The sequence below is a fragment of the Lysinibacillus sp. ACHW1.5 genome, from assembly GCF_022014815.1.
GTDB classification, from domain to species: domain Bacteria; phylum Bacillota; class Bacilli; order Bacillales_A; family Planococcaceae; genus Lysinibacillus; species Lysinibacillus capsici.
In genome coordinates this window covers 3,401,392-3,415,192 of sequence record NZ_CP091777.1, presented here as the reverse complement: position 1 = coordinate 3,415,192, position 13,801 = coordinate 3,401,392, and the positions used below count along the sequence as shown (strand labels likewise).

The 13,801-nt window shown below is 39.2% G+C and carries 11 protein-coding genes; 7 read left to right on the top strand and 4 right to left on the bottom strand.

The window, feature by feature from the left end; all coding sequences use genetic code 11:
- Positions 1 to 2: 2 nt before the first annotated feature.
- Positions 3 to 2,156 (bottom strand): pilus assembly protein PilM, encoded by a 2,154-nt coding sequence (locus L6W14_RS17065; RefSeq protein WP_131521312.1) that lies wholly within the window; start codon positions 2,154 to 2,156, stop codon positions 3 to 5.
- Positions 2,157 to 2,329: 173 nt separating this feature from the next.
- On the opposite strand from L6W14_RS17065, the gene L6W14_RS17060 reads away from it, so the two are divergent.
- Positions 2,330 to 3,415: a bifunctional 3-deoxy-7-phosphoheptulonate synthase/chorismate mutase gene (locus tag L6W14_RS17060; RefSeq protein WP_237898478.1), complete on the top strand. Its 1,086-nt coding sequence runs from the start codon at positions 2,330 to 2,332 to the stop codon at positions 3,413 to 3,415.
- Positions 3,416 to 3,589: 174 nt separating this feature from the next.
- Positions 3,590 to 4,594: a catabolite control protein A gene (gene ccpA, locus L6W14_RS17055; RefSeq protein WP_048393506.1), complete on the top strand. Its 1,005-nt coding sequence runs from the start codon at positions 3,590 to 3,592 to the stop codon at positions 4,592 to 4,594.
- Between the two features lie 180 nt (positions 4,595 to 4,774).
- Here ccpA and L6W14_RS17050 read toward each other — a convergent pair whose 3' ends face one another.
- Genes L6W14_RS17050 through L6W14_RS17040 form a run of 3 tightly spaced genes read right to left on the bottom strand, consistent with a single transcriptional unit; the run spans position 4,775 to position 7,239 of the window.
- Positions 4,775 to 5,935, bottom strand: a complete 1,161-nt coding sequence (locus L6W14_RS17050) for an acetoin utilization protein AcuC (protein WP_237898476.1) — start codon at positions 5,933 to 5,935, stop codon at positions 4,775 to 4,777.
- The gene (locus tag L6W14_RS17045; RefSeq protein ID WP_131521314.1) at positions 5,935 to 6,582 is read right to left on the bottom strand and encodes an acetoin utilization AcuB family protein; all 648 of its coding nucleotides are present in this window, start codon (positions 6,580 to 6,582) and stop codon (positions 5,935 to 5,937) included. The genes L6W14_RS17050 and L6W14_RS17045 overlap by 1 nt, the downstream gene beginning before the upstream one ends.
- Before the next feature lie 24 nt (positions 6,583 to 6,606).
- Entirely contained in the window at positions 6,607 to 7,239 is a 633-nt protein-coding gene (locus tag L6W14_RS17040; protein ID WP_131521315.1) for a GNAT family N-acetyltransferase, read from the bottom strand.
- A 321-nt stretch (positions 7,240 to 7,560) separates the two neighbouring features.
- On the opposite strand from L6W14_RS17040, the gene acsA reads away from it, so the two are divergent.
- The 5 genes from acsA (at position 7,561) to L6W14_RS17015 (ending at position 13,800) form a co-directional block, all read left to right on the top strand.
- The gene (gene acsA / locus L6W14_RS17035) at positions 7,561 to 9,288 is read left to right on the top strand and encodes an acetate--CoA ligase (protein ID WP_371824157.1); all 1,728 of its coding nucleotides are present in this window, start codon (positions 7,561 to 7,563) and stop codon (positions 9,286 to 9,288) included.
- 237 nt (positions 9,289 to 9,525) lie between these two features.
- The gene (argC, locus tag L6W14_RS17030; RefSeq protein WP_237898474.1) at positions 9,526 to 10,560 is read left to right on the top strand and encodes an N-acetyl-gamma-glutamyl-phosphate reductase; all 1,035 of its coding nucleotides are present in this window, start codon (positions 9,526 to 9,528) and stop codon (positions 10,558 to 10,560) included.
- Between the two features lie 56 nt (positions 10,561 to 10,616).
- On the top strand, positions 10,617 to 11,849 hold the full coding sequence (argJ, locus tag L6W14_RS17025; RefSeq protein WP_131521317.1) for a bifunctional glutamate N-acetyltransferase/amino-acid acetyltransferase ArgJ: 1,233 nt from the start codon (positions 10,617 to 10,619) through the stop codon (positions 11,847 to 11,849).
- Entirely contained in the window at positions 11,812 to 12,597 is a 786-nt protein-coding gene (argB, locus tag L6W14_RS17020) for an acetylglutamate kinase (RefSeq protein ID WP_131521318.1), read from the top strand. The genes argJ and argB overlap by 38 nt, the downstream gene beginning before the upstream one ends.
- Positions 12,598 to 12,669: 72 nt before the next feature.
- Positions 12,670 to 13,800, top strand: a complete 1,131-nt coding sequence (locus tag L6W14_RS17015) for an acetylornithine transaminase (RefSeq protein ID WP_237898472.1) — start codon at positions 12,670 to 12,672, stop codon at positions 13,798 to 13,800.
- Position 13,801 lies beyond the last annotated feature (1 nt).

Below are 13,801 nucleotides of genomic sequence, written 5' to 3'. Positions count from 1 at the left end.
TTTTAAATGATAGGTGTAGCTTCTAGTATTATTTCTAATTGATCGCCACCAAATATTTCTGTATCAAAGCTCGCCGGCTGACCATTCCTTAAAATCGTAAAATTCCCCTTAAAGGCACTTGGTAGTTGCCAATTAGAGAATCGAAAAACATCTTGATAAATCCAACGACTGCGATCCTTTTCTTTAAATACTAAAGTCGCTCCATTGTGTACAGTGGACTGTGGAGATACAACCATTTTATTAACAATCGCTTCATTTGCAGTCTTCTTTAGTTCCAAAACTTCCTGTTGGAAATGAATAATGATTTTATCCTCTAGCAAAAGATTCATTTGATCCGCGATATGTTGTACTGTGGGTAGAGATGGTTGTTGGAAGCTTATCACATCTCCATGTTGTACAGCATAGCTCAATTTAGCAACTTTTCCATTAATCATTAACTGAGGAGAAAATTCTGGTAAATATAAAGGTTGTCCATCCACTTGAATCGTATAGGACTCAAATTGCTTTAACAAATGCCAATTATTAGTGATTTTAAATACATCCTCAATTGTTTCAGCTATATCAAAAGCGACGATATCACGATCATGTAAAACTGTATCGAGTGATGCAGAAGAGTTATTGACAGTAATTTTTGGCTCAATCACATATTTGGTGTTTTGGATTGTCACTGTCTTTATTGCTGCCTCATCTATAAGATCTCTTACTGTAGCCGTCGCCTGCTGTCCGTCTTGGCCTTCGATTAACTGAATGGCATCGCCAGTTTTAATCAGGGTTTTAGTTGATGCCTGTTGCCCGTTTACCATTATTTCAGCAGGGTGGCCATGTTCACCTGGTATAAAAATGTCCTGTCCGTTGACACTGATAGATAGCCCATGTCCTGGTTTTCCATATAATTGCTTTGCGCGAATATTTGCAGCTAGAAAGGCATCAGCCACAGTCATTTCTTTTAGTTCAAAAAGGCGAACCACTTGATTATTGACTGTTAAACTCATATATTGAATCGGCATCTTTTTAGCAGCAATGGCAATGCCAATAGGAGTGACTAATTCAGGTGAGGCTTTTATATGTTCTTCTTTTGTCAAGTTTTGAATAGCATCAATGCCTCGAACAGCAATACGATTAGCTGGTAAATCTAGAACTTGACCTAGTTCTATCGTAAGGTTGGGTGTTAAACTACCGCCACCAACCAGCATAACGGCTTTGGGTGCTACTCGGTTATTGAGTCGTAAAATTTCTTCTCCAATCGACTTCGCCAACTGTTTCACTGCAGGCTCAATTGCTAAAAAAACTTCTTCCTTGGGATAGAACTGATCAAAGCCTAGAATATCTTGAATCAATATCTCTTCAGCTGTTTGTAGCTGACGTTTAGCCTCTTCAGCTACAGGGAAGTCTAGCAAATAGTGGTCGCTTAAAGCTTCTGTTATTTCATCGCCAGCTGTAGGGACCATGCCATAAGCTACAACTGTACTTTTATCCGTAATGGCAATATCTGATGTCCCTGCCCCTATATCAACAAGGGCCACATTTAAGCGACGCATCGTTGGAGGAATCAGCACATTAATAGCAGCAATCGGTTCTAACGTCAATGCTTCCATCTCTAAATCAGCTCGTTTAAGAGCGGCAATCAATGATTCCACCACTACCCGAGGTAGAAACGTTGCTATCACTTCGATTTGGGCTTCATCCCCTTGTTGATCCAACAGGCTTCCAATCTCCTCGCCATCCAAGCGATAATACAGGACTGAGTAGCCTACACAATAATAGTGGCTAATTTTTGCATCCTCTTTTTGTTGCAAGAGTTGCTGCTGTGCTTGTTGAACAGCCTGAAGTTCCAAGCGACTAATATCTTCTTCAGTAAAAATGGGTCGATTACGTATATGGATGGTCACACTAGCTTGTTCAGTTTTCAAAGATCGACCTGCTGCAGCAACACTTACCTTTGTAAGAGGCCCATGTTTCTCTTCAAGTTCACGTTTTATTTCATTAATTAAATCTGCCACATACATGACATTATGTATTTGTCCATCTACCATGGCACGTTCTTTATGCTCTTTTACCAAAATATCTTCCACATGAAAATGGTCATTTTCTTCTTGTAGAATAATCCCGACCACTGAGCGAGTGCCAATATCAAGTGCGAATAGTTTAGAACTCAATGTAATCGCTTCCTTTCGCGTCATACTTGAAAATAATTTAGCGAGTTGAAGCGCTAAATTAAAAATGCGTGACATTCTGAACAACATTGATTATAATAATGCTATTATCTAAAAATGTAACATACATTTCAGAGTTCTGAAAGTGTCTGTCATGAGGAGAGGAGCAAGAAAGCATGAGCCAAAAAGATTTAGAAAGCTTACGTAGTCAAATAGACGGTTTAAACTTAGAAATTCTTCGTCTAATTAATGAACGTGCAGCTGTAGTTGATGAAATCGGTAAAATTAAAGAAAAACAAGGTGTGAATCGCTATGATCCGCTGCGTGAAAGACACATGCTTGATCTTATTAAAGAACACAATCAAGGTCCATTAAACCAAATGACGGTTGATTATATATTTAAGCAAATCTTTAAAACAGCTTTAAAACAACTTGAAGCTGATAAGAAGAAAGAGTTGCTTGTATCTCGTAAGAAGAAGTCAGAAGATACAATTATTAATATCAATGGTGAATTAATTGGTCAAGGAAAACCTTCTTTCGTATTCGGTCCTTGTGCGGTTGAGTCCTATGAGCAAGTAGCAGCAGTTGCCGCTTCTATTAAAGCAAAAGGTGAAAGGTTAATTCGTGGTGGTGCTTATAAGCCACGTACTTCTCCTTATGACTTCCAAGGTCTTGGATTAGAAGGTCTGAAAATCTTAAAACGTGTGTCTGAGGAATATGGTTTAGGTGTTATTACCGAAATCGTGACACCAGGTCATTTAGAGGAAGCATTGGATTATATTGATGTCATTCAAATTGGTGCACGTAATATGCAAAACTTTGAATTATTAAAAGCAGCAGGTGCAACAAATAAACCTGTCTTATTAAAACGAGGTTTAGCTGCAACAATTGATGAATTCATTCATGCTGCAGAATACATTATGTCTAAAGGAAATGAAAATATTATCCTTTGTGAACGTGGTATTCGTACTTATGAAAAAGCAACACGTAATACATTAGATATTTCAGCCGTACCAGTTTTAAAACAAGAAACGCATTTGCCAGTATTCGTAGATGTTACACACTCAACAGGGCGTCGTGATTTATTATTACCATGTGCAAAAGCAGCTATTGCAATTGGTGCTGATGGCGTTATGGCAGAGGTGCATCCAGATCCATCTGTGGCATTGTCTGACTCACAACAACAAATGGACATTCCAACATTTGACGCATTCTATGAAACGCTACAAAAATTCATGAAAAATCATGAAATTCATGCTTAATTGTTAACAGCGAACACCGCTTGCTTACTTCGGCAGGCGGTGTTTGTTATATCGTGACAAAATAATGTCTAGAATAGGACTATTAGTACTTGGTTTTTACGTAGTTCTTCTTGAAAATAATATGAAAATTATCGTATGATAAGGCTATAATAGGAAAAAAGGGAGGCACGTACGATGACTGTTACAATTTATGATGTTGCAAGAGAAGCAAATGTTTCCATGGCAACGGTCTCTCGTGTAGTCAATGGTAATCAAAACGTAAAACCAGCAACACGAAAAAAAGTACTAGAAGTAATTGAACGATTAGAATACCGTCCAAACGCAGTAGCGCGAGGTTTAGCAAGTAAGAAAACAACAACAGTTGGCGTGATTATCCCAGATATTGCAAACAATGTTTATGCGGAGCTGGCTCGTGGTGTAGAGGATATTGCCACAATGTATCGTTACAATATTATTTTAGCCAACTCAGATCAACATGAAGATAAAGAGCTACAGCTACTGGATACAATGCTTGGAAAACAGGTTGATGGTATTGTCATGATGAGTGATGAGGTTACAGAAAAGATGCAGCAAACGATGGATCATTCGCCAGTACCAATTGTGCTTGCAGGCTCTGTGGATGAATCCCAAACAATTGCAACTGTGAATATCGATTATTTCCAGGCGGCTTATGAAGCTATTTCATTACTTATTCAAAATGGCCATACACGGATTGGTTTTGTAACTGGCCCACTTTCGTATACAATTAACGGAAAATTCAAGCTAGCAGCCTATAAGAAAGCATTGCAGGATGCTGGTTTACCAATAGATGAAGCATTAATTGCTGCAGAAGAGTCCAGCTATGATATGGGCTTAGAGGCTTGGGAGATTTTATCTGCTCTTGAACAGCCACCAACAGCTTATTTTGCAGGAAGTGATGAATTGGCCATCGGTTTAATTCATGGCGCACAAGATGCGGGCAAAAATGTTCCAGAAGATATTGAAGTTATCAGCTTTGAGAACTCAAAGTTAGCACGAATGGTTCGTCCACAGTTAACAAGTGTCGCGCTACCGCTTTACGATATTGGAGCTGTTGCAATGCGCCTGCTGACAAAATTAATGAGCAAGGAAACTGTCGAGGACGAAGCGGTTATTTTACCACACCGTATTGAGCATCGACAATCTGTCAAAAGTAAATAATGATACCTAACACGTAAATCGCTTATGAAGGATTTGCGTGTTTTTCTTTGCTGGATGGAACGTCAAAAATAGCGGATAGCGTTTCAAAAGTGAGGGATAGAACAATAGAATTGATGGATATACGACCAAAAAGCAATCATCGAATTTAAAAAGCCCCACGAATATCGTGAGGCCAACAAATTAATCCCGTCTTTCATTCCGAATAATATGTAGCGATTTGGCTAACATTTGAGCATTTTTTTCCTCTATTTCTGCTTTACGAGGAATGGGCTCATATAAAGGAATCGGGTCCTCCCATGTTGGAATAAAAGGAACGGGGGCTTCTGGTTGCCAGCGATCCAGCCATGCATGAGGGAGTGGTCCTATTGGTAACGCTTGGTCAGTCATTTCCAACCATAACATGGACCAGGCACGGGGTACCACTCGCCAAATATCGTAGCCACCGCCACCCACTGCAATCCATCGACCATCACAATATTCATGTGCTAATTGATGAGCTAGCTTAGGAATTTCGCGATAAATATTCATTGTTCCATGTAAATGTGTTAATGGATCAAAATAATGTGCATCTGCACCATTTTGCGTTAATACAACATCTGGCTTGAAAAATTCAAAAATCTCTCGCATGGACTGTTCATAGATCTCTAGGAAACTTTCATCCTCAGTAAATGCATCCATGGGAAAATTAAACGAGGTCCCATAGCCTTGACCATTGCCGCGTTCAGTAATATTTCCGGTTCCAGGGAATAGATAACGACCAGTTTCATGTATGGACAGTGTACAAACATTAGGATCCTCATAAAAGCTCCATTGGACACCATCTCCATGATGAGCATCTGTATCTACATAAAGTACACGCGCGTTGTACTTTTCCTGCAAGTAACGAATAGCTACTGTGCTATCATTGTAAATACAAAAACCTGATGCACGACCACGGAAACCGTGATGGAGTCCTCCACCAAGGTTAAGGGCGTGTTCGGCTTTTCCTTCCATTACATAATCAACAGCGGTTAAAGTTCCACCAACTAGCTGTGCACTTGCTTCATGCATATTTTCAAAAATGGGGGTATCTTCAGTACCAATTCCATAGCTTTCACATTGAGCTTCTGATAATTCACCATGTCCTGCTTTTTTTACGATATCTATATATTTTGAATCATGTGCAAGCAATAGCTCTTCTTCTGTTGCAACACGTGCTGGTACAATATCTACATCATCGAGAGCATTTATATTTTTTAGTAGATCCATAGTTAGCGTCAAGCGTTTATGATTGAAAGGATGTGTATCTGAAAATTTATATCCGAGTTGTTCTGGCGAGTATACGAATACGGCTTTTTTCATTATAGCGAAACACCCGGTAAATTTGGCCATAGGACATCAAAGCCCTCTTTGCGTAGATCTTCAATCATTGCTAAAGGATTTAGTGTTTTTACTCGGACGCTTAAAATTTTGTTTTGTGTATTTTCAGAGTCAGGATAAACTAAGACGCTTTGAACATTGGCATGATGTTGATGAAATATTTTTGTAATTTCAAATAAAACTCCCGGTGTATCGGATACCCGAATCTCGATTTTTGACCCAGGCTCTGTAGCACCAGTCAGCTCTATATATGTATAGAGTAAATCTGTTGTCGTAACAATGCCTACCAATTTTCCTCCAGAGACGATAGGTAAACAGCCTATTTTTGATTCGTAAAAAGTAAGTGCTACCTCTTCAACAAAATCTAGTGGATGACCTATAAGTGGGTCTTTCACCATAATATCCTCTACTTTTGCATTAAAAATAGGAGAGTTTGGTTCATCCTGCAAAGATGAGGGCAAGACCTCTTTAATATCTCGTTCAGTAATTACACCTAAAACGTGATGTTCTTCATCTACAACTGGTAAATGACGAACCTTCTTTTCACGCATTAACTTTAGTGCCTCCTGCACTGTATTGGTAGGAGCTAATGTATAAGGCTTATCATTCATAATTTCTTCTACAATCATATATGCATCCCCTTTGTATTAGTTTTAATACATGAAACGATTTCTAAAACGAAGTCTATCAAATCTTTCCATTGTCTCAGGAGGCACCCGTTTTCCTTCGCGTGCCATCAGGCAATTGGCTGGATGTGATGTAATTTCAGGATCATCTGTTGCAAAATATTCGAAACCAGCAGAACTCATCATTCTTTCCATCATTTTACGATAATCCCAAACATTTAAACCAGTTCCTTTTAAATCCCAATGCCAATAGTACTCGGTAGTAATCACAAGATAATCTTCCATTTCATCCCCCATAAATGAAACGGCTAATAGTGCTTTCCCTGCACCAGTACCACGGTAGTCTGGAATGACTTCAATGGCACCTAATTCGATCATGTCATCGATACGATCTTCTGCCCATCGTTCAAGTGGATCAGGGTAAAGATAGGTAACATAGCCTACAATAATATCTTCGTTTCGAATAATAATAATTCGGCCTTCGGGTAGTCCAGCAATTTCTATAATGGCCTGCTGTTGCTGTTTTGGAGGTCTGAAGGCAACCAAGCCTTCATGGAATGAATATGTAGCTAATTTTTCTGGAGGCACAGGTCCTTCCACATACACAGTACCATGCTTTGTTTCCTTTGTGACAGAAAAAAAAGTTTTTTTATGTTCCATAATTACACCACCTGAGTTTAATAATTCCATTATAGCTGATTTCTTGCGTAAAAACGCTTATTTTTGCAAAATATACCTGTATTTTTGGAAAAATAAAAATATTAAGACAATCTATCCGAATTCGTGTAAAATAGGATTATATTGCTTCTGTTATTTAACAGATAAAAGTAGTGCTATTAGGGATTCGAACATTAATACTATGGATATCTGTTATATAACAAATGCTACATATCAATTTTGCTTTTGGAAAATTCTCTGAATTTCCACAGGGGGGATTGTTGAAATTTAGTCAAAAACAAAAGCAAAGAAAGGGGTATTTTCATGGGGATGAAAATGAAGGAGAAGTTAATGGCTTTACCTGGTCAACACCATTTAACGAATTATGAAGAAGTGGCAGAATCTCATAATTGGGCAGATACGGAAAAGGCATTTAGTTGGAGCGAAACAGGTTTAGTGAATATGGCATATGAGGCTATTGATCGCCATACAGAAACACATCGCAAAAATAAGGTGGCATTGTATTTTAATGATGGTAAACGGAAAGAGGCATATTCATTTAATGAAATGAAAAGGTTAACAAACAAAGCAGCAAATGTTTTTAAAGCGACTACTAATCTGCAGAAAGGTGATCGTTTATTTATTTTTATGCCTCGTTCACCTGAGCTCTATTTTTCATTATTAGGTGCGTTGAAAATGGGGGTTATTGTTGGACCATTGTTTGAAGCTTTTATGGAAGGTGCTGTGTATGATCGACTTGCTGATAGTGAGGCGAAAGTATTAGTCACGACACCTGCTTTACTTGAACGTGTACCTTTAGCTAAATTACCTAAATTGGAGCATATCTTTTTAGTAGGGGAGGGCGTTGAGGAAACAGATAAAATCCTGGACTTTACTAAACATTTAAAAGAAGCTTCAGCTCATTTTGATATAGAGTGGGTAGACAGAGAAGATGGGATGATTCTTCACTATACCTCTGGATCAACAGGTGCTCCAAAGGGTGTATTGCATGTTCATAATGCTATGATTCAGCAATATCAATCGACACAATGGGTACTTGATTTACGTGAAGATGATATTTATTGGTGTACAGCTGATCCTGGATGGGTTACAGGAACAGCCTATGGCATCTTTGGTCCGTGGTTAAACGGTGTAACAATGCTAATCGTCGGAGGGAGATTTTCACCACAAGCATGGTATCAGGCTATTGAAGATTATAGTGTGACAGTGTGGTATAGTGCGCCAACAGCATTCCGTATGCTGATGGGTGCAGGTAGTGGCTTGCTTGAAAGCTATGATCTAACATCTTTACGCCATGTGCTGTCTGTTGGTGAGCCTTTGAATCCAGAAGTTATTCGCTGGGGAGTAGAGGAACTAGGTCATCGTATACATGATACATGGTGGATGACAGAGACTGGAGCGCATATGATTTGTAATTATCCATCGATGGATATTAAGCCAGGTTCAATGGGGAAACCTCTTCCTGGTATTCATGCGACGATTGTAGATGATGCAGGCAATGAGGTTCCACCATTTACAATGGGGAATCTAGCTATTCGTCGTGGTTGGCCTGCCATGATGCGCCAAATTTGGGGCAATCCAGAGCGCTATGAATCTTATTTCCTAAAAGGAGAATGGTACGTTTCTGGAGATTCAGCCTATATGGATGATGAGGGTTACTTCTGGTTCCAGGGGCGTGTGGATGATGTTATTATGACGGCTGGTGAACGTGTAGGACCTTTTGAAGTAGAAAGTAAGCTACTTGAGCATCCAGATGTAATTGAAGCAGGTGTTATCGGCAAACCAGATCCAGTGCGAGGTGAAATCATTAAAGCCTTTGTATCCTTACGAGAAGGGGTAGAACCTTCTGATGCATTAATTGAAGATATACGTGATTTTGTTAAAAAAGGTTTATCTGCACATGCAGCACCACGTGAAATAGAATTTAAAGATAAATTGCCAAAAACACGTAGTGGTAAAATTATGCGTCGCGTTTTGAAAGCTTGGGAATTGAATTTACCGACTGGTGATTTATCAACCATGGAAGATTAATTAATTATCTAAAACATCAATTGATATTTATACAACATGTGCATAAAAAGAAGGCAAGGATTCATTCGATGGGCGAAAGGATTCTTGCCTTCTTTTTTCTGGATTTACAATAGTATAGAGGTGAGAGTAAGTGAAATATTATCTATTTCAAAAAAACAATGAATTAAATAAAAATTCAGTTGACTTAATAAATATGCAGACGTATACTATTTTTAACTTATTTCAGAGGTGAGTGCAGTGAAAGTAGGTATTGTTGGAGCAACTGGATATGGCGGTCTAGAACTTATTCGATTTTTATATAATCATCCAGCTGTGGAACGAATTGATTTATTTACTTCTTCAGAAGAGGGTGTCCAATTTTCTTCCAAATTTGGCCATCTTGTTAGGATAGCTGATACACCGTTACAAAAGATTGCGTATGACACTTTAGAAAAATTCGATGTTATTTTTACGAGTACACCATCTGGGGTGACAAGTGAGCTATTACCGCCTTTGGTTGGGAAAGGACCAAAGCTAATCGATTTATCTGGTGATTTTCGGTTAAAAGATCTAGCAAGCTATGAAACCTGGTATGGCAAAAAAGCTGCACCGTTTCATAGTGTTCAACAAAGTGTATATGGTTTAACAGAATGGAATGAAGAGCTTATACGTCAAGCAACACTTGTTGCTAATCCGGGTTGCTACCCAACAGCAGTTTTATTATCCTTACTACCACTTGTAAAAGAACGTTTAATTGATCCTAGTTTTCTAGTTATTGATGCAAAGAGTGGTATTTCAGGAGCAGGCAATAAGCCCTCACAAACTACCCATTTTAGTGAGACAAATGAGAATTTTTCAATCTATAAAGTAAATACACATCAACATATTCCCGAAATTGAACAGGCACTTTCCATGTTTGCTCAAGCAGATACAAAGGTTACTTTTAATACGCATCTGGTTCCAATGACCAGGGGAATTTTGGCGACATCCTATGCACCAGTAATGCAGGGAATTACAGAGTCGCAATTGATCACTTGCTTACAGGCAACCTATGAGAATCATCCATTTGTTCGAATCGTTACGGATGCATCTAGTTTAGGGACAAATCGTGTCAAGGGATCAAATTATTGTGACATTCTAGTGAAAGTAGATTCCCGTACAAATCGCGCCACAATTGTTAGTGTAATTGATAACCTTGTCAAAGGAGCAGCGGGGCAAGCAATCCAAAATATGAATGTGCAATTTGACTTACCACAAACGACAGGGCTAGATGTCGTACCATTCTTTATTTAACAGCATGCAGGAAACTGTATGCTTCTCTTATTTATTAATCTAAGGAGGAATTTCGGATGACAGTTACCACTTCAACGAATGTAATGAAAAAATTATCAAGTAAAAATATTGTTTCACCAAAAGGCTTTAAGGCAGCCGGATTACACTGTGGTTTAAAACATAAGAAAAAAGATTTAGCCCTTTTAGTAAGTGAAGTCCCAGCAAGTGTTGCAGGTGTTTTTACTACAAACGCTGTGCAAGCAGCACCATTAAAAGTCACGAAGGAAGTTGTTTATGCAACTAAGAAAATGCAAGCGATGATCGTCAATTCAGGCAATGCGAATGCTTGTACAGGTAAACAAGGTGTAAAAGATGCCCAAACAATGCAAGCGCTAGCTGCTGAAAAATTAGGGATTGCACCAAATTTGGTGGGAGTTTGCTCGACGGGTGTTATTGGAGAAATGATGAAATTAGAGCCAGTAGCAAACGGTATTCTACAGTTAGAGCCAAAGGACAATTTAGAAAGTGCGATTGACTTTGCACAGGCTATTTTGACAACAGATACTGTCATGAAAAACACAAGCTATAGTACAACTGTGGATGGCAAGGAAGTTATTATTGCAGGTGTAGCAAAAGGTTCAGGTATGATCGAACCTAATATGGCAACAATGCTAGGCTTTATTACAACAGATGCCAACATTGAATCTGAGGTGTTGCAAGCAGCATTAACAACTATTACTAATTTAACATTTAATGCTATTACAGTTGATGGGGATACGTCTACTAATGACACAGTGGTAATATTGGCTAATGGCTTGGCAGGGAATGATTCATTAACACCAGAGCATCCAGATTGGCAAAATTTCTTTTACACTTTGCAAACAGTAGCGGAAGATTTAGCAAAAATGATTGCCAAAGATGGTGAAGGAGCAACGAAGCTTATCGAAGTAGAAGTTGTTGGTGCAATTTCAGACGAGGAGGCACGTAAAATTGCAAAAACAGTCGTTGGTTCACCACTTGTAAAGACTGCTGTTTTCGGCTGTGATGCTAACTGGGGGCGTATTATTGCAGCAGTAGGGTATAGTGGCGCAACAGTTGATCCAGATAAAATTACCATCCAAATCGGTGGTGCTACTATGGTAGAAAACGGTGAACCAATTCCCTTTTCTGAGAATGAGTTAATTCAAATATTAAAAATGCATGAAGTAAAAATCTATGTGTCTCTTGGTGTGGGTGATGGTAAGGGGCATGCTTGGGGATGTGACTTAACATATGACTATGTCCAAATCAATGCATCATACCGCTCATAAACGTGTGGTCATTAAGCTTGGGGGCAGTACACTGGAAGGTTTAAATGATACTTTCTTTGATAATTTTAAAAGATTACAAGAGAGTGGGGTAGAGCTGATTATTACCCACGGAGGTGGGCCAGCCATAAATCGAGAACTAGCTGCTCAAGGCATACAATCACATACATTAAATGGAATACGCGTCACGAATGATTCTGCAATTAAAGTTGTCCAATCCACTCTAATAGGACAAGTAAACACTGCATTAGTTCATGAGTTAACAACGGCTGGTATAACAGCCATCGGATTAAATGGCTTTGATGGACAGTTGATGGTCGTAGACTTTTTAGATCAAGAGGCTTATGGCTATGTCGGAGCTATTAAAAATATCAATACATCCTTATTGGAAGCTTTAATGGGTGTAGGGATTGTACCTGTTATTGCCTGCGTAGGTACGACCGAAGCAGGTCAGGCTCTTAATATTAATGGCGATACGGTAGCAAGTGAAATTGCTTTAGCCATCGGAGCAGATAGCTTACTACTCGTGACAGATGTGAGTGGTATCCGTATTGAAGATGAATATCAAGCAATAGCTACACCTAGTCTTATAGATCAATGGACAGAGCAGGGCCATATTTATGGTGGAATGATTCCGAAAGTGCAGGGAGCGATTGACTGTTTACGGGCAGGGATTCCTTCTGTACAAATCGTAGGCGCAACTTTAATTGGTACAACAATTGTAGCCACAAGTGAACTTCTTTCTTCCTAGTGTTCTAAATAGGATAGCTTGAGAAGTATAGTTGTTGAAAGAAACTATTTTAAATATAGTGGAGATGATAACATGAGTGTTTTATTTGAGAATTACGGCAAGCGTCGTGCACAAATTGTTAAAGGTCAGGGGACAATTGTTGAGGATTCAACAGGGAAGCAATACTTGGATTTTACTAGTGGCATTGCTGTAGTGAGTCTTGGTCATGCCCATCCAGCCGTTGTACAGGCACTTCAAGAGCAAAGCCAAAAGCTATGGCATATTTCAAATCTTTTTGAAATACCAGGTCAGGAAAAGGTGGCAGAAAAATTAATTGCTAATACACACTTTTCACATGCCTTTTTTTGTAATAGCGGCGCTGAGGCTAATGAAGCGGCCATTAAATTAGCTCGTAAGCATACAGGCAAACATCATATTATTACATTTGAAAAATCATTCCACGGTCGTACTTTTGGAGCAATGTCTGCAACAGGTCAAGGCAAAGTACATAATGGCTTTGGACCACTCGTAGAAAAATTTTCGATTTTGCCATTTAATGATGCTGCTACACTTGAAGCAACCGTTGATGATTCAGTTGCAGCTATAATGCTAGAAATGATTCAGGGAGAGGGTGGCGTCAATAGTGTATCAGCAGAATTTGCCGCAGCTATTGCAAAAGTCTGTGAGGAGCAAGGTGTACTACTAATTGTTGATGAAGTGCAAACGGGCATTGGACGAACAGGAACACGCTATGCATTTGAACAAACGGTATTAAAGCCACATATCGTAACTTTGGCAAAAGGCTTAGGTGGTGGTTTCCCTGTTGGTGCAATGCTCGGAACTGCTGAGCTTCAGGCTACATTTAGTCCAGGAACACATGGTACAACATTCGGTGGAAACCCTCTTGCGATGAATGTGGCACAAGCTGTTTTAAATCATGTGTTTGAGCCGGATTTTTTACAGCAGGTACGAGAAATATCTGCCTATTTTATGGCACAACTAAGGGCTCATTTACCTTCTAGCTATACGGTTCAAGGTCAGGGTCTCTTGTTAGGGATTGGCTGTGGGGACACGGAAGTTGCGCCTTATATCGCGGCAGCAGAAGAAAGTGGTCTTTTATTAGTAGGGGCAGGGCCAACAGTTATTCGTCTTTTGCCTCCATTAACGGTCACAAAGGAAGAGATTGACAAAGCAGTAGCTATTTTAAAGAACATATTACCGTGAA

Bases quoted from the DNA above. Each gene is read 5' to 3' on its own strand.
- L6W14_RS17060 (WP_237898478.1), top strand. From the start codon at position 2,330: ATGAGCCAAAAAGATTTAGAAAGCTTACGTAGTCAAATAGACGGTTTA.
- ccpA (WP_048393506.1), top strand. From the start codon at position 3,590: ATGACTGTTACAATTTATGATGTTGCAAGAGAAGCAAATGTTTCCATG.
- L6W14_RS17050 (WP_237898476.1), bottom strand. From the start codon at position 5,935: ATGAAAAAAGCCGTATTCGTATACTCGCCAGAACAACTCGGATATAAA.
- L6W14_RS17045 (WP_131521314.1), bottom strand. From the start codon at position 6,582: ATGATTGTAGAAGAAATTATGAATGATAAGCCTTATACATTAGCTCCT.
- L6W14_RS17040 (WP_131521315.1), bottom strand. From the start codon at position 7,239: ATGGAACATAAAAAAACTTTTTTTTCTGTCACAAAGGAAACAAAGCAT.
- acsA (WP_371824157.1), top strand. From the start codon at position 7,561: ATGGGGATGAAAATGAAGGAGAAGTTAATGGCTTTACCTGGTCAACAC.
- argJ (WP_131521317.1), top strand. From the start codon at position 10,617: ATGACAGTTACCACTTCAACGAATGTAATGAAAAAATTATCAAGTAAA.
- argB (WP_131521318.1), top strand. From the start codon at position 11,812: ATGACTATGTCCAAATCAATGCATCATACCGCTCATAAACGTGTGGTC.
- L6W14_RS17015 (WP_237898472.1), top strand. From the start codon at position 12,670: ATGAGTGTTTTATTTGAGAATTACGGCAAGCGTCGTGCACAAATTGTT.